Origin of the sequence: Micromonospora carbonacea, assembly GCF_014205165.1 — a bacterium.
Classification (GTDB): Bacteria; Actinomycetota; Actinomycetes; order Mycobacteriales; family Micromonosporaceae; genus Micromonospora; species Micromonospora carbonacea.
Genome location: NZ_JACHMZ010000001.1, coordinates 1664691 through 1680170 on the forward strand (window position 1 = coordinate 1664691; position 15480 = coordinate 1680170).

Sequence of the window (15480 nt, forward strand, 5' to 3'; positions counted from 1 at the left end):
GCTCTCATCGCACCTGCGCAATTCCTCCGACGGTCGGCCGAGCCGCCCGTCCGATACGCCGTGCCCTTATCCGTTCCCCTTCGCCACCCGTTCCGCGGTGGCGGTCGAGCCGAGGAGCCGCCGTGCGCGACCCGGACGCTGACCCGCACGTCAGACCTGCCGCAGCCGACACACCGGCTGCACCCGTGACACCCACCGACCCCGCGTCCGCCACCGGGGGCGGGGGCCCCTCCGGCCTCGCGCAGCGCTTCGCCGCCCGGCCCCCGGGATACCCGAGCGTGCTGGTCTGGCTGCGCGCCGGGGTGCTGCGCGACTGGCGCGGCGTGCTGGGCGCGTTCCTGGCCACCTGGTTCTACGTGCCCGCCGCGCTGCTCCTCGGGGTGTTGTGCGCGATCGTGGCCGGCGTGGCCGGCATCGTCAACGGGGGCGGCAACCTCGGCGAGGTGCTGCCGGAGCCGGTGCGGGACGCGCCGCTGGTCGGCGCGCTGCTCGACGCGTTCCTCGCCCGCTCCGGCGGAGTGCTCGGCAGCTTCGTGGGCGTCGCGTTCGGCTTCCTTGCCGGCTTCCTGGTCGTGCTGGTGCTGCCCTGGCTCGACGCCCTCGACGAGCCGGCGAACCTGTTCACCGGCCTGGCCGGGATGGTGGGCGCCGCCGTGCTGATCGGCGTGCTCTACACCCTGTACCGGATCATGTGGGAGCCCCGCCTGCTGGCCATCTCGGGCGCGCGCCGGCTCAGCCGCCGCGAGGCCGAACGGCTCCAACCCGTCCTGCACGACTGCGCGCGTGCCCTCGGCCTGCCCACCGTGCCCCGGCTGCTCATCGAGGACGACCCGGTGCTCACCAACGCCCGCGCGTACGCCCGGCACGTGGTCGTCACCACCGGCCTGCTCGACGAACCGGACGAGAACGTCGCGGCGCTGCTCAGCCACGAGCTGGTGCACTGGCGCACCGGCGACGAGGTGACCAGCGCGTTCGTCCGGGGCGTGGCGCTGCCCCTGGTGCTGGTGCACGCCGTGCCGACGTGGCTGATGCGCACCTTCCCGCACCCGGCGACCAACTTCGTGGTGTTCGTCTTCTTCTGGCCCGTGCTGCTCACCATGAAGTACGTGGTGCTGCCGCTGCACTCGCGCGACGTGCGGGCCGCCGAGTACCGCGCCGACGCGGGCGCGGTGCTCGCCGGCCACGCCCAGGGCCTGCGGGACATGCTGGAGCGGCGCAAGTCGTTCGAGAGCGGGCGCAGCGGCTGGGACGAGGCGGTCTGCGCCACGCATCCGGCCTCCGAGCTGCGGCTGGACCGGCTGGAGGCGCTCACCCCGGCGGCTGCCGACGGCGTCGCCGCCGCCCCGGTGACGGCCGAGGGCCTGTTCGGGCGGCCGGGGGCGGTCGCGTCCCCGCGGGCGATGCTGGTGGCCGGCGCGCTGGCCCTGGCCTGCGCCTTCGGCGGCACCCTGCTCGGGGTGACGCAGTGGGCCCTGTTCCGCCCGGCACAGGCCGTCGACGGCTACTTCTCGGCGTTGGCCGACCACGACGCCCGGGCGGCCCTGGCGCTGGTGACCCCCGACGCGCGGTCGGCAGCCGGCGACGTCGACCGGCTCGCCGCGCTGGTCGAGGCGGAGGGCTACCAGCCGCCCGACGACGTCGACGTGCTCTCGGTCGACCGGGACGGCGACGAGGCGACGGCGAAGGTCGAGTTCACCCTCGCCGGCCAGCGGGTGCCGGCCGAGCTGTCGCTGCGCCGGGAGGAGTCGGCGACGCTGGGCCTGTTCCACGAGTGGCGGCTCACCGGCGGGCCGGTCGCGCTGGGCGTCCCCGGTGGGCAGGCGGGCCTGACGGTCAACGGGGTGCCGGTCGAGACGCCCCCGGAGGGGGACACCCTCGCGCTGCTGCCCGGCGTCTACACGGTCGGCGGGCAGAGCACGGTGCTCGCGGAGACCCCGGCGCAGGCCGTCGCCATCGTCCCCGGGATGGACAGCGCGGGCCAGGTGCGGCTGGAGCCGGTGCTGGCCTCGGGCGCGCGGGAGGCGGCCGAGGCGGAGGTGCGCAGGCACCTGGACGACTGCGCGGCGCAGAAGGTGGCGGCCCCGGAGGGCTGCCCCTTCCGCTACTACAACGGCAGCACGGTGAAGAAGATCGCCTGGAAGATCACCGAGTACCCGCGGATCGCGGTGGAGCTGACCGGTCCCGCCACGGCCCGGGTGTCGACCCCGTACGACGCGCAGGGGTCGGTGCTGGCGACCGGCACCACCGACGGCTACTTCGGGGCCAGCCCGTTCAGCGACGACGACTCGTTCGGCGTCGAGGGCGTCCTGTCGGTGGTCGACGGCAAGATCACGTTCGTGCCCAACGGCGAGTGAAGGAGAGCGACCACGTGACGGAGACCTCGACTGGGGCGTCGGCCGGGGCGCGGCAGCCGGTGCGGCTGGTGCTGACGCCGCGCGCCGCCCGGCCGCCCCGGGTGCCGCTGCTGAGCTGGATCCACCAGCGCCCCGAGTTCCGCGCCGCCGTGCGCGACGCCGGGGGCGGGCGCTCCGGCGGGCGGCCCGGGTTCAGTGACGCCGTGATCATCGCGGTGGTGGCGCAGGCGCTGCTGCCGGGGCTGTTCAACCTGTTGCAGAGCTGGGTGGACCAGCAGCGCACCGAGGTGAGCGTCCGGGTGCAGGCGGGGGAGTCCGAGGTGGAGATCCAGGTCAACGGCCGCACGGACGCCACGAAGCTGATCGACCAGGCGACCCGGGCGCTCCGCCAAGCGGCCCAGTCCGGCGAGGCGGCCGGCGAGGTGGGCGCTGGCGAGTAGCCAAGATCATGTCGGGGAGGTGGCGGCATCCGGACGCGTGGATACCGCCACCTCCCCGACATGAAGTCGATCATGAATCCGGTTGGCCGGAATTCGCCCTGGGTGCGACATTCTGTTACTCGCGCGTAACTTTCCATTGACGTATCTGGATCGACTGCCCCATCATCTTTCCACGATCGATCGGACCGCCCCTCGCCTCCGCCCGGCCCCGCCGGGACACCCCACCGGGAGGTGCAGCCATGCTGCTCCGAAAGATCCTCGTCGCCCTCGCCGCGTCCACCGCCACCGCCGCCGCGCTGGCCGCCCCGTCCCCGGCCGCCGCCCGGGCCGCCACCGAGGCCGGGCCCGCCGCCGCCCAGGCTGCCGGGCCCGCCGCCGCCCCGGCCGGGGCCCGGGCAGCCACGCCGACCAGCGCCACCGCCCGGGCCGCCGCTGCCGGCAACCCCGTCATCGTCGTCGCCGGGCTCAGCACCCCCGCCCTCGGCTACGAGCCGCTCGCCGCCCGCCTGCGCGCCGACGGCTTCCGGGTGTCGATCTTCCAGCTGCCCGGCCTCGGCCTCGGCGACATCGCCGACTCCGCCCGCGCCTTCTCCACGTACGTCGACCAGGTGCGCGCCGCCACCGGAGCGGCCCGCGTCGACCTCGTCGCCCACTCCGAGGGCGGCCTGGTGTCCCGCTATCTCATCCGCAACCTCGGCGGCGGCACGAAGGTGGGCCGGTACGTCAGCCTCGGCACCCCGCACTACGGCACCTACGTCGCCGACATCGCGAAGTTCCTCGGTCTCGGCAGCTGCCTCGGCATCGTCGCCTGCCAGCAGATGGCGATCGGGTCGAGCTTCCTCACCGCGCTCAACGACGGCGACGACACCCCGGGCGACGTGCGGTGGACGGCCGTGCGCACCCTCCAGGACGAGCTGGTCCGGCCCGTCGACAACGCGACCCTCGCCGACGGGGCCACCAACGTGCTCATCCAGTCGTGGTGCCCGCTGCGGCTCGTCGGGCACCTCGGCCTCGTCCTCGACGGCACCACCTACACCGTCATCCGGGGCGCGCTCACCGACTCCCCGGTGCGCCCCGACTGCTACGCGCTCTGACTCTGGTCCACGGGTGCCCTCGGGCCGCGCCGGCGGGTTCAGGCCGCCTTCGCGAGGGCCGCGTACTCGTCGTCGGTGAGCTGCACCTGGGCGGCGGCCACGTTCTCCTCCAGGTGCGCCACCGACGACGTACCCGGGATGGGGAGCACGACCGGCGAGCGCCGCAACAGCCAGGCGAGCGCGAGCTGCGCGGGCGTCGCGCCGTGGTCGGTGGAGATCGCGTCCAGCGGGCCGCCCGGCTTCGCCAGGTTGCCGGTGGCGATCGGGAACCACGGGATGAACGCCAGGTCGTTGCGCTCGCAGTGGTCGAGCACGTCCTCGGCGCTGCGGTCGGCCAGGTTGTAGAGGTTCTGCACCGACACGATCGGCGTGATCCGGCGGGCCTGCTCGATCTGCGCGACGGTCACCTCGGACAGCCCGATGTGCCGGATCTTGCCCTCCTGCTTCAGCAGCGCCAGCTCGCCGAGCTGGTCGGCCAGCGGCACCTTCGCGTCGATGCGGTGCAGCTGGTAGAGCCCGATGGCCTCCAGGCCCAGGTGGCGCAGGCTCAGCTCGCACTGCTGGCGCAGGTACTCCGGCCGGCCCACCGGCCGCCAGTCGCCGGGCCCGGAGCGGGTCAGCCCGGCCTTGGTCGCGACGACCAGGTCGTCGGCGTACGGGTGCAACGCCCGTCGGATCAGCAGCTCGGAGACGAACGGCCCGTACGAGTCGGCGGTGTCGATGAACGTCACCCCCAGCTCGTACGCCCGGCGCAGCACCCGCACCGCCTCCTCCGGGTCCCGCGGGTCGCCCCACACGCCCGGCCCGGTGAGCTGCATCGCCCCGTAGCCGAGCCGGTCCACCTGGAGGTCGCCGCCGATCCGGTAGGTGCCGGAGGCCTTCGCGGGCTGCCTGCCAGCGTCGTCACCCATGAGTCGAACCCCAATCCTGTGCGTGTCGTCCGGTCGATTGTGCTCCCGTACCCGGCCCGCCCGGAGTCAGTCGGCCAGGATCAGGTCGGCCGCCCGCCAGGCCAGCGCCATCACCGGCGCGTTGAGGTACCCGGACACCAGAACCGGCAGCACCGAGGCGTCCACCACCCGCAGCGCGTCAACGCCGCGTACCCGCAGCCGGGCGTCGACGACGTGCTCGTCGGAGGGGCCCATGCCGCAGGTGCCGACGGCGTGGTAGCCGCAGTAGCCCAGCGCCAGCGCCGCCTCGACGATCTCCCGGTCGCCGCGCACGGCCGGGCCGGGCACCGTCTCGGCGGCGATCCGCCCGGCGACCGGCGCGGTGGCGAACAGCTCCCGCATCCGGCGGAACGCGTCCACCAGGACCCGCCGGTCGTGCCCGGTGGCGAAGTAGTTGGCCGCGATCCGCGGCGGCGTGCCCGGGTCGGCCGAGGAGATGGCCAGGCTGCCCTCGCTGTCGGGCCGGGTGACCGTGCACAGCCCCATCATCCCCGCCTCGGTCTCCAGCTCCAGCGCGTGACCCGGCCGGGGCGGGGCCGCCGAGAACGGCGCGATCAGCAACTGGGCGTCCGGGTGGTCGACGTCCGGGGCGGACCGGATGTGCGCCCCCACGTCGTGCACCGGCAGGCTCAGCGGGCCCCGCCGGGTCAGCGCGTAGCGCAGCGTGGCCAGGCCCTGCCCGAGCAGGCTGCCCAGCATGTGGTTGTAGCCGCCGTCGCCGACCAGCCGGAACTGCACCGGCGTCGACCGGTGCTCGCGCAGGCCGAGGCCCACCCGGGGGCGGTCGAGCAGCACGTCGACGCCGGCCCGGCGCAGCGTGTCGGCGGGCCCGATGCCCGACACCTGCAACAGCTGCGGGCTGGCGATCGCCCCGGCGGCGAGGATCACCTCCGCGGAGGCCGCGTAGTCGACGGTGCGGCCGCCGCTGCCGGCCCGTACGCCGATCGCCCGGCCGCCGTGCACCAGGATCCGCCGCACGGCCGTGCCCACCGCGACGGTCAGGTTCGGCCGGTCCCGCACCGGGTGCAGGAACGCGTCGGCGGCGCTGACCCGGCGGCCGTCGCGGATGGTCGCCGTGACATACCCGATCCGCTCGTCCTCGGTGGCGTTGAGGTCGTCGGACCGACGCCAGCCGAGCGCCTGACCGGCGGCGATCACGTCCTCGCAGAGCCCGTCGGTGCCGGTCGCCGTCGACAGCCGCAGCGGCCCGCCGGCCCCGCGCGCGGGCGACGCGCCCAGCGGATGGTCCTCCAGCCGGGTGAAGACCGGCAGCATGGTGTCCCACCCCCAGCCCGGGTTGCCGAGGCGTTCCAGGCCGTCCCAGTCGAGGCGGTCGCCCCGGCCGTAGACCATGCCGTTGAGGGAGCTGGACCCGCCGACCAGCCGGCCGCGCTGCCACACCTCCCGCCGCCCCGGCGCCGCCTCGGCCGGGTAGTGCCAGGCGGTGCGCCGGTCGTCCATCAGCCGGCTGAACGCCTTCGGGATGCGCACGAACGGGCTGCGGTCCCACCCGCCGGCCTCGACCAGCAGCACCCGGGTCGCCGGGTCCGCGCTGAGCCGGTTGGCCAGCACGCACCCGGCCGCGCCCGCGCCCACCACGACGTAGTCGAACTCCTCCACGCGATCCCTCACTCACCACCGGTTACGAGAATCCCTCAGAAGGTAGTGGCTTGATCACTGTGGGGGAAAGGGCGTGGGGGAACGGGCGGCCGGGTCGACGTGCCGCAGCACCACCAGCGCCTGGTCGTCCTCGGCTCCGGCCAGCCTGCCCAGCAGCGCGTCGGCGACCGCCTCCACCGGGGCGTCGCGGACCGCGTCGACCACGCCGCACAGCTCCGCGAGCCCCGCGTCGTACGTCCGCCCGCGCCGCTCCACCAGCCCGTCGGTGTACGCCACCAGCAGGTCACCGGGCCGGAACGGCACCGTCGTCACGGCCACCGGCTCCCGCACCATGCCCAGCGGCAGCGAGGCGGCCGTCTCGATCGGCGTCGGCGCCCCGCCGGGGCGCGCGAGCACCGGGTGCGGATGGCCGACCCGGGCCACCGCCGCCTCGCCCGCGGCCGGGTCGACGACCATCGCCACGCAGGTGCCGAGGAACCCCGCGCCGATCAGGTCGGTCAGCCGGGGGAAGACCTCGCCCAGCGGCACCCCGAGCCGGATCAGCGTGTTCACGATGGTGCGCAGCTGCGCCATGTCGGCGGCGGCCTCGACCTGGTGGCCGACCACGTCGCCGACGACCACGGCCAGCCGGTCGCCGTCGAGCCGGATCAGGTCGAACCAGTCGCCGCCGAGGTGCATGCCGCTGACCGCCGGCCGGTAGCGGGTGGCGACGTCCAGGGTGGGCGGCGCGGTCCGCGCCGAGGTGCGCAGCCGCCCGGCCAGCCGGGTGACCAGGTCGTGCTCGGCGGCGGCCAGCCGGGTCCGCTCCAGGGTCTGTTCGCACAGGTCGGCGACGGTGTCCAGCAGGGCCAGGTCGCTCTCGCGCAGCGGGCGTCGCCGGGGCCAGCCGAACCCGAGCGCGGCGATCGGCCGGCGCTGGGCGTCGAACAGCGGCAGCGCGACCGTGGTCACCATGCCGTGTGCCCCCGCCGTGTCGGTCCCCTCCGGGAACCGGTCGGCGAACTCGGCCCGGTCGTGGATCACCACCCGCTCCCCGGTGCGCAGCGCGGTGGCCAGCGGACGGGGGTCGTCGACCGTCATCTCGTCGTACGCGGCGAGCAGCCCCGCCGGCACGTCCCCGCCCGCCCACAGCCGCAGCCGCCGCCCCTGGCCGGGCACCGCCAGCCCCGGCAGCCGCGCCCCGAGCACGGCCGGCGCGCCGGCGAGGACGACCCCGATCGCCTCCGTGGTGGAACGGGTGGCGCTGAGCCGCGCGGCGAAGTCCGCCATCAACTGCGCCGAGCCGGTCAGCTCGGCCCGCTGCAACGCCTGGCTGACCAGCCCGGCGACCGCGTCCAGCAGGGTGCGCGGCTCCTCGTCGGCGGCCACCGGGTGCGCCCAGCGCACGTCCACCGCGCCGAGCGCGCCGCCGTCGGCGTAGCGCAGCGGGAGGGCGGTGCCGCCGTCCCCGTCCCTCGTGGCGGCGACGACGACCGGCACGTTGTGGCGTACCGCGCGGGCCAGCGGGTCGTCGGCGGCCAGGTCCAGCCGGCCGGGCCCGCCGTCGCCGGCCACCTCCAGCACGACCGCGCCCGGGTCGGCCGTCGCCACGCGCAGCGCGCCGGCCCCGAGCAGCGCCGGGGCGGTGCGGCACACCACGTCCACGATCCCCGCCCGGCCCCGGGCGAAGCTCAGCGCGCCCGCGAGCCGGGCGAACGCCTCCGCCTGACGCAGCGCGCGCCTGCGGTCGTCGACCTCCCGGGCCGCCGGGGCGTCGGCCCGCGGCGCGGAGCCGGCGGGCCGGGGCGACGGCACCGGCCGGCCGCCGACGCCGGACACGCCCCCGCCGGCCGGCGGCTCCGCGGTGGCCGGCGCGTCGGCGGCGCGGGAGGGGCCCGCCGTGTCCGGCGCGGTCGGGGCGCGCGGGCTCACGGTGACCGCCGTGAGGACCCCGCCGGGCGTGCCCGACTCGTCGATGACCGGGCTGTGGGCGAAGGTGGGCCGCCGCCCGCCGGCGGGGCCGTCGCCGCCCGGCGGCGACCACCGCGCCGAGCGGGTGACGGTCGCCCCCGCCAGGACGTCGCGCAGCACGGGGCCGAGCACGTCCCAGCAGCCCGGCCAGACCTCGGCGCCCGGTCGGCCGAGCGCCGTGGGCCCGGCGTCGCCCAGCAGGGGCAGGCACGCGTCGTTGTGCAGCACCACCAGGTCCCCGCCCCAGCACAGCAGGACGGGAACGGGGGAGCGCAGGCAACTGGCCACGGCGGTGCGCAGGCTCTGTGGCCAGGCGTGCACGGGGCCCAGCGGGGTGGCCGCCCAGTCGTGGCGGGCGACGCGGACGCCCGTCTCGCCGGCGGCGGCGAAGACGGCCCGCCAGTGCGCGTCGTCCGCCCGCCGCTGGGCCGGCTGCCGGCGGCGACGCACGGGCGGGCCCGGGGCGTCGTCCGCCCGCTGCGCGTCGTCCGGCGGCGGTCCGGCGGGCGGGGACGTCGTCCCCCCGCGGCCTCCGCTCGCTGCCCCCGGCGCCTTTGCCATCCCCTCGGACCGTACCAGCGGGCCCGGCCCGTCACCCCGGGGCGATCCGGCGGCTGCCGCCCGGCAGTTGCGCCGAGCGGCCCCGGCGGCGGGGCGGCGCGTGCGAGGCTGGGTCGGGGCGGGTCCGCGGGCGGGGCGCGGGCCGGCAGCGGGGCAGGGGGACGCCGTGACCGGGATGCCACAGGTCGACTTCGCGCTCGACACCTACGAGTGCATCGTGCTCTACCCGGGCCCGTCCGGGCGGGCCCTGCCCGACGAGACGGTCCAGCGGTTGCAGGCCGAGCACACCGAGCACATGCGCGCGTTGCAGCGGCGGGGGATCGTCCTGGTCGCCGGCTCGATCGACGGCCCCGGGCGCGAGCCCGACCCGCCGATCGGCTTCGGCCTGGCCCGCACCGGCTCGGTGGACGACGTGCGCAGCGTGATGGAGGCCGACCCGGCGGTGCAGGCGGGGCTCTACGCGGTCGACGTGATGACGTTCCTCTGCCCGGCCGGCTCGGTGGAGTTCCCGCTCGCCCGCATGCAGAGCTGACCCGCCCGGCCCGCCGGTGCCGGCCGCTGTCGTGATCGTGACGGCGGTCACCGGCCGCGCGCTGCTAGCGTCGGCCCCGGCGGCGGGGAGCGCGCCCATGGGAGGTGACACCGGGCGGTAGGATTCCCGGCGCGCGGTCGCCGATGCCCGCCGACACACGACGACTCCGGACGATGCCTCCGGTGCGGTTTCGCCCGATTTCCCTACCCGGGGCGAGACGCGTCGTCGGATCCTGTTCCGAAGTCCGAAAGGGGTCGGCCCGCAGACCGACCCGGAGGAGAGACTAGCCTGATGGGCGTGACACGCCGCGCGAAGATCGTCTGCACCCTTGGCCCCGCCACCTCGTCACCGGAGCGCATCCGGGGGCTCGTCGACGCGGGCATGAACGTGGCGAGACTCAACTTCAGCCACGGCAGCCACGCGGACCACGAGGCGGTCTACCGACTCGTCCGCGAGGCCGCCGACGCCGCCGGCCGGCCGGTGGCCGTGCTCGCCGACCTCCAGGGCCCGAAGATCCGGCTCGGCCGGTTCGCCGACGGCCCGCACGAGTGGCGCACCGGCGACTCGGTCGTGATCACCGGGGACGACGTCCTCGGCACGAAGGAGCGGGTCTCCTGCACCTACCGCAAGCTGCCGCAGGAGGTGAAGGCCGGCGACCGGCTGCTCATCGACGACGGCCGGGTGGCCGTCGAGGTCAGCGAGGTCGTCGGCAACGACATCCGCTGCCTGGTCACCGAGGGCGGCCCGGTCTCCAACAACAAGGGCGTCTCGCTGCCGAACGTGGCGGTCAGCGTCCCGGCCCTGTCGGACAAGGACGCCGAGGACCTGCGCTTCGCCCTCGGCCTGGGCGTCGACATGATCGCCCTGTCCTTCGTCCGCTCGGCGGAGGACATCAAGCTCGTCCACAACATCATGGACGAGGAGGGCGTCCGCCGCCCGGTGCTGGCCAAGGTCGAGAAGCCGGAGGCGGTCGACCACCTGGAGGCGATCGTCCTGGCCTTCGACGGCGTCATGGTCGCCCGCGGCGACCTCGGCGTCGAGCTGCCGCTGGACCAGGTCCCCCTGGTGCAGAAGCGCGCCGTGCAGCTGTGCCGGGAGAACGCCAAGCCGGTCATCGTGGCCACCCAGATGCTCGACTCCATGATCGAGAATTCGCGGCCGACCCGCGCCGAGGCGTCCGACGTGGCCAACGCGGTGCTCGACGGCGCGGACGCGGTCATGCTCTCCGGCGAGACCAGCGTCGGTAAGTACCCGGTGCTCACGGTCAGCACGATGGCCAAGATCATCACGACGACCGAGGCCGGCTCGATCGGGGTGCCCCGCCTCCAGCACGACCCGCGCACCCACGGCGGGGCGCTCACCGTCGCCGCGTCCTCGATCGCCCGGGCCATCGGCGCGAAGGCCCTCGTCGCCTTCTCGCAGACCGGCGACACCGTCAAGCGGCTCAGCCGGCTGCACTGCGACCTGCCGCTGTGGGCGTTCACCCCGGTGCCCGAGGTGCGCAGCCAGCTCGCCCTCTGCTGGGGCGTCGAGACGTTCCTGATGCCGTTCGTCGAGCACACCGACGACATGTTCCGCCAGGTCGACCAGGCGCTGCTCGGCCTCGACCGGGCCAACCCCGGTGACTACGTGGTCATCGTCGCCGGCAGCCCGCCCGGCACCCCCGGCTCCACCAACACCCTGCGGGTGCACCAGCTCGGCTCGCTGGTCGACGCGGCGTCCGCGCGGGCGTTGCAGTGACCGACGGGGCGACCGTCGGCCAGGCGGCCGTCGACCAGCTGCTGGAGGTCCTCGACCTCGAACACACCGGCGCGATGGCCTTCCGGGGGATGAGTCCCCCGGTCGGCCCGCAACGGGTGTACGGCGGTCAGGTCGCCGGTCAGGCCCTGGTCGCCGCCGGCCGCACGGTCGCCCCCGAACGGTTCGTCCACTCCCTGCACGGCTACTTCGTCCGCCCCGGCGACCCGGCCGAACCGATCACCTACCAGGTGGAGAACGTCCGCGACGGCCGGTCGTTCTCCGTGCGCCGGTCGGTGGCGCTCCAGCACGACAAGCCGATCTTCTTCATGTCGGCGTCGTTCCAGCGGCACGAGGAGGAGGGGCTCGACCACCACGCCCCCACCCCGCCCGACGTGCCGGCCCCCGACGACGTGCCCACCATGAGCGACCGTCTCGCCCGCTACCCCGAGCGGCTCGGCATCTGGGGGCAGATCCCCCGCCCGATCGACGTGCGCTACGTCGGCGAGCCCGGCTGGGTCCGCCCCGGCGACCGCCCCGCCGACCCCCACCAGCGGGTGTGGATGCGCATCGACGGCAAGCTCCCCGACGACCCGCTGCTGCACGCCTGCGCCCTGACGTACGCCTCCGACCTGACCCTGCTGGACTCGGTGCTGTCGGTGCACGGCGAGGTCTGGGGCCCCGGCGGCGTGGTCGGCGCGAGCCTCGACCACGCCCTGTGGTTCCACCGGCCGTTCCGGGCCGACGAGTGGTTCCTCTACGACTGCTGGAGCCCGTCGGCCTCCGGCGCCCGGGGGCTGGCCACCGGCCGGATGTTCACCACCGGGGGCCGGCACATCGCCAGCGCCGTGCAGGAGGGCCTGCTGCGCCGCGTCGGCGGCTGAGGCGGCCCCCGCCCGCGGCCCCGGCCGCCGGCTCAGAAGCTGCTGACCAGCTTCACGAACGCCTCGTCGATCGTCGCCGGGTCGGTGGCGTCGAACGCCTTGCCGGCGCTGGCCCCGGCGATCCGGTCCAGCGCGGCCAGGTCCGACTCCCGGTCGAACGCCACGCAGAAGACCTTCACCGGCCGGTCCGGGTCCAGCTCGATGTCGGCGAGCAGCCGGTCGAGGTCGTTGTCCTTCGGGTACTCGTTCTTGCCGTCGGTGAGCACCACCACCGCGTTGATCCGGTCCGGATCGTAGTCGGCGAGCAGCCGGCGGTGCGCGGCGCGGACCGTCGCGTACAACGCGGTGTTGCCGCCCACCCGCAGCCCGGTGAGCCGGCGCGCGAACGCGGCCCGGTCGTACGGGCCCAGCCGGACCTCCTCGCTGTACGGCTTCCCCGGCCGCTGCGGCGTCTCCGACGAGAACGACCACAGCGCCACCCGGTCGGCGGAGTTGAGCAGGCCGACGCCCCGGTCGACGGCGGTGGTGGCCACCTGGAACCGGGTGCGGCTGCCCACCTTGGCGTTCATCGAGCCGGAGGTGTCCACGGCGAGCAGGATGTTCGCCTTCTTGCGCAGCGTGCCCCAGCCGCGCAGGATCGCGTCGACCACCTCGGGCGCCGGCGGGTCGAAGTAGGTCAGCTGCCCGTCCGCGCCGCCCCGGACGGCGGCGGTCAGCGCGTCCGACGCCCGCCGCTCGTGGTCGCGGAAGCCGAGGTCGGCGAAGCTGCGCTGCTGCGGGTCGTCCTGGAGGAAGGCCAGGAAGTCCTGGGCCGCCGCCTGCTGCGCCGCGTCCGCCGAGGGCAGCACGACGTACGGGTGGTCGAGGTTGAACGTGCCCTCGCTGGGGTGCACCGCCACCAGCGGCACCCGCGGCTTCTGCCCCGGGGTGGGGCTGAGCTGCCCCTCGTTGTACTGGTAGACCAGCTCCTCCTGCACCACGACCGCGCTCATGTCCCGGGCCCGCGCGTCGCCGGCCGCGCCCAGAGCCGCCCCGCCCAGGTCCGCCTCGGCGAGGTCGCGCAGCAGGTCCACCGAGTCGTCGCTGTAGTGCGACACGTTCGCCTCGATCCGGCGCACGAACTGGGTCACCGCGGGCTTCGCCAGGTCGGCCTTCGTCAGGTCGCTGGAGCGCCGCACCGCCGCGTAGTAGGTGGCGATGGTGGCCGCCAGCCCCGACGTGGACAGGTTCGGGTTGTCCTTGCCGAAGGTGAACCGGCCCCACTCGGGCCGCCCGAAGGCCGACCAGCCGGTGTCGCCGGAGAGCCCGAGGACGTCCGCCCAGCCGAGCTTGCCGCGCTGGCGCACCAGCTCGCCCTTCTCCAGCGGCATCGCGATGACCAGCGGGCTGTTGGCGATCGACGGGTACCGGCCGGGGGTCTGCGCCGCCCGGCCCGCCTGCTCGTCGAGCAGCCGCAGCCGGCCCGTCCACAGCGACGACGTCGGCAGCCACACCTGCGGGGCCGGGACGCCCGGCTGCCGGCCGGACCAGTTCCCGGCCGCCAGGGCCTCCATCGCCTTGCCCGAGTTGAGCCCGTGCACGGTCACCTCGGCGCAGCGCCCGGCGAAGCGCCGGTCGGCGGCGTTGTACCGGGCGGCGAGCTGGGCGACCAGGTCGGCCTTCTCCGTCGAGGAGTTGACCTCCAGCGCCACGCACCCGGAACGGTCCGGGCCGGTTGCGGGCCGCACGATCACGTACGCCGCGGCGATGACCGCGAGGCCGGCGACGACGGCCACCGAGTACGGCAGCCACGGCCGGGCGGAACGCTGGCCGGCGGTCAAGGGCTCCTCCAGGGGTACGGGTCGGACGGGGGTTGCGACGTCGCGCCGACGCCCTCCCCGGGCGGGGCGGCGGCCGGCGGCAGCGCCGCGGCGACGAGCAGGCGCACGCCGTAGACCACGACGAAGGTCACCGCCCCGACGGCGGCGGCGGTGCCCACGGCGGTGGACGCGACGTATGCCACGGCGCCGCCGACGGCGCCGAGGAAGATCGCCGTGGAGACGCCCCACGCGTCGGTGGACTCCCGGCGCAGCCGCCGCGCCCAGCGCTCGGGCCGCGCCCCGTACGCCACCGCCGTCGGCTCGTGTGTCGTCTGCCCATATGCCGTCGGCTCGTACGTCACCGGCCCGTACGCCGCCGGGCCGTCCGGCTGCTGGGCCGGCTGCCACGCCGCCGTCGGCGGCGGTTGCCAGGCCGCCGGGGCGGGCGGCGTCGGCTGGCGGGGGACCGGCTGGGTGGCCGCCGTGTCGGTGCCCTGTTGCAGGGCCGCCCGGAGCGGCACCGGCGCGCCACCGTGCCCCAGCAGCCGCAGCAGGACCTGGTCGGCCGGCGGCCGGGCCCGGTGGTCCTTGGCCAGGCACTCGGCGACCAGCACCGCCAGCGGGCCGGAGAAGCCGGTCAGGTCCGGCGGATCGTGCAGCACCCGGTGCAGCACCGCCGCGACCGCCCCGGTGCCGAACGGCGGGCGGCCCGTCGCGGCGTACGCGATGGTGGCCGCCCAGGCGAACACGTCGCTGGCGGGGCCCACCTCGTCGTCGCGGAACCGCTCCGGCGCCAGGTACGCGGCGGTGCCCATGATCCGGCCGGTCACCGTGGCGGTGACGTCGAGCGCCCGGGCGATGCCGAAGTCGATCACCCGGGGGCCGTCCGCGCCGAGGACCACGTTGTCCGGCTTGAGGTCGCAGTGCACCACGCCGGCCTGGTGGATCGCGGCGAGCGCGGTGGCGGTGCCCACGGCCAGCCGGTGCAGGACGTTGCCGGCGAGCGGGCCCCGCTCCTGGACGTGCCGGTGCAGGGTCGGGCCCTCGATGTACTCGCTCACCACGTAGGGCGGGTCGTCGTCGACGTCGGCGAAGAGGATCTGCGCGGTGCAGAACGGCGCGACCCGGCGGGCGGCGTCGATCTCCTTGGCGAACCGGGCCCGGGCGCGCGGGTCGGGCGGCGCGGAGAGGTCGAGCATCTTGACGGCGACCAGCCGGCCCTGCCGGTCGCGGCCCAGGTAGACCACGCCCTGCCCGCCCGAGCCCAGCCTGCCGAGCAGCTCGTAGGGCCCGGCCCGGCCCGGATCCCGTGGACCGAGCGGAGTGGTCTCCGGCATCGCTGTGGCTGCCCCCATCGCCGCTGGCGGTCCCGAGCGCGTGGCGTCCGGGCGGTCGGCGTCGATCCGTCGACACGGGTATGGTGCCACGCCCGCGCCACCGTCGGAGCGGGCCGGTGGGCCGGCGGTCCGCCCCGTGGGACGGCGCGTGGGACGCCCTGGCGGCCCCGGTTCCCCCGTTCGGATGAGGGGCGGCAGCCCGGCCGGGCGGGCGGGCGGCTA

11 protein-coding genes are annotated in these 15480 nt (G+C 75.7%); 6 read left to right on the forward strand and 5 right to left on the reverse strand.

Going from position 1 to position 15480, the window contains the following annotated elements:
- Positions 1-185 precede the first annotated feature (185 nt).
- The 3 genes from HDA31_RS07560 (at position 186) to HDA31_RS07570 (ending at position 3888) form a co-directional block, all read left to right on the forward strand.
- The gene (locus tag HDA31_RS07560) at positions 186-2354 is read left to right on the forward strand and encodes a M48 family metalloprotease (RefSeq protein ID WP_178065805.1); all 2169 of its coding nucleotides are present in this window, start codon (positions 186-188) and stop codon (positions 2352-2354) included.
- A 14-nt stretch (positions 2355-2368) separates the two neighbouring features.
- Complete coding sequence (locus HDA31_RS07565; RefSeq protein ID WP_178065804.1) at positions 2369-2794, forward strand: effector-associated constant component EACC1; 426 nt, start codon at positions 2369-2371, stop codon at positions 2792-2794.
- A 239-nt stretch (positions 2795-3033) separates the two neighbouring features.
- The gene (locus HDA31_RS07570) at positions 3034-3888 is read left to right on the forward strand and encodes an esterase/lipase family protein (protein ID WP_178065803.1); all 855 of its coding nucleotides are present in this window, start codon (positions 3034-3036) and stop codon (positions 3886-3888) included.
- A 38-nt stretch (positions 3889-3926) separates the two neighbouring features.
- Here the strand turns inward: HDA31_RS07570 and HDA31_RS07575 are convergent, their stop codons facing one another.
- The 3 genes from HDA31_RS07575 to HDA31_RS07585 all read right to left on the reverse strand — a co-directional run bounded on the left by HDA31_RS07575 (position 3927) and on the right by HDA31_RS07585 (position 8969).
- On the reverse strand, positions 3927-4799 hold the full coding sequence (locus HDA31_RS07575; protein WP_074474394.1) for an aldo/keto reductase: 873 nt from the start codon (positions 4797-4799) through the stop codon (positions 3927-3929).
- A 66-nt stretch (positions 4800-4865) separates the two neighbouring features.
- Positions 4866-6458, reverse strand: a complete 1593-nt coding sequence (locus HDA31_RS32890) for a GMC family oxidoreductase (RefSeq protein ID WP_178067663.1) — start codon at positions 6456-6458, stop codon at positions 4866-4868.
- A gap of 54 nt (positions 6459-6512) precedes the next feature.
- Positions 6513-8969, reverse strand: a complete 2457-nt coding sequence (locus tag HDA31_RS07585; protein ID WP_178065802.1) for a GAF domain-containing SpoIIE family protein phosphatase — start codon at positions 8967-8969, stop codon at positions 6513-6515.
- A gap of 175 nt (positions 8970-9144) precedes the next feature.
- On the opposite strand from HDA31_RS07585, the gene HDA31_RS07590 reads away from it, so the two are divergent.
- The 3 genes from HDA31_RS07590 to HDA31_RS07600 all read left to right on the forward strand — a co-directional run bounded on the left by HDA31_RS07590 (position 9145) and on the right by HDA31_RS07600 (position 12122).
- Entirely contained in the window at positions 9145-9501 is a 357-nt protein-coding gene (locus HDA31_RS07590) for a YciI family protein (RefSeq protein ID WP_221487087.1), read from the forward strand.
- Positions 9502-9792: 291 nt separating this feature from the next.
- Positions 9793-11241 carry a pyruvate kinase gene (gene pyk, locus HDA31_RS07595; protein ID WP_178065800.1) on the forward strand — a complete coding sequence of 483 codons (1449 nt, stop codon included), beginning with the start codon at positions 9793-9795 and terminating at the stop codon, positions 11239-11241.
- Positions 11238-12122: an acyl-CoA thioesterase gene (locus HDA31_RS07600; RefSeq protein WP_178065799.1), complete on the forward strand. Its 885-nt coding sequence runs from the start codon at positions 11238-11240 to the stop codon at positions 12120-12122. The genes pyk and HDA31_RS07600 overlap by 4 nt, the downstream gene beginning before the upstream one ends.
- Before the next feature lie 32 nt (positions 12123-12154).
- Here the strand turns inward: HDA31_RS07600 and HDA31_RS07605 are convergent, their stop codons facing one another.
- Together HDA31_RS07605 and HDA31_RS32020 are read right to left on the reverse strand one after the other, a co-directional pair.
- Positions 12155-13942 carry a vWA domain-containing protein gene (locus tag HDA31_RS07605; protein WP_246384034.1) on the reverse strand — a complete coding sequence of 596 codons (1788 nt, stop codon included), beginning with the start codon at positions 13940-13942 and terminating at the stop codon, positions 12155-12157.
- Positions 13939-15258, reverse strand: a complete 1320-nt coding sequence (locus tag HDA31_RS32020) for a serine/threonine-protein kinase (protein ID WP_246384032.1) — start codon at positions 15256-15258, stop codon at positions 13939-13941. The genes HDA31_RS07605 and HDA31_RS32020 overlap by 4 nt, the downstream gene beginning before the upstream one ends.
- Positions 15259-15480: the final 222 nt, after the last annotated feature.

Bases quoted from the DNA above. Each gene is read 5' to 3' on its own strand.
- HDA31_RS07590 (WP_221487087.1), top strand. From the start codon at position 9,145: ATGCCACAGGTCGACTTCGCGCTCGACACCTACGAGTGCATCGTGCTC.
- HDA31_RS07585 (WP_178065802.1), bottom strand. From the start codon at position 8,969: ATGGCAAAGGCGCCGGGGGCAGCGAGCGGAGGCCGCGGGGGGACGACG.
- HDA31_RS07570 (WP_178065803.1), top strand. From the start codon at position 3,034: ATGCTGCTCCGAAAGATCCTCGTCGCCCTCGCCGCGTCCACCGCCACC.
- HDA31_RS32020 (WP_246384032.1), bottom strand. From the start codon at position 15,258: ATGCCGGAGACCACTCCGCTCGGTCCACGGGATCCGGGCCGGGCCGGG.
- pyk (WP_178065800.1), top strand. From the start codon at position 9,793: ATGGGCGTGACACGCCGCGCGAAGATCGTCTGCACCCTTGGCCCCGCC.
- HDA31_RS07575 (WP_074474394.1), bottom strand. From the start codon at position 4,799: ATGGGTGACGACGCTGGCAGGCAGCCCGCGAAGGCCTCCGGCACCTAC.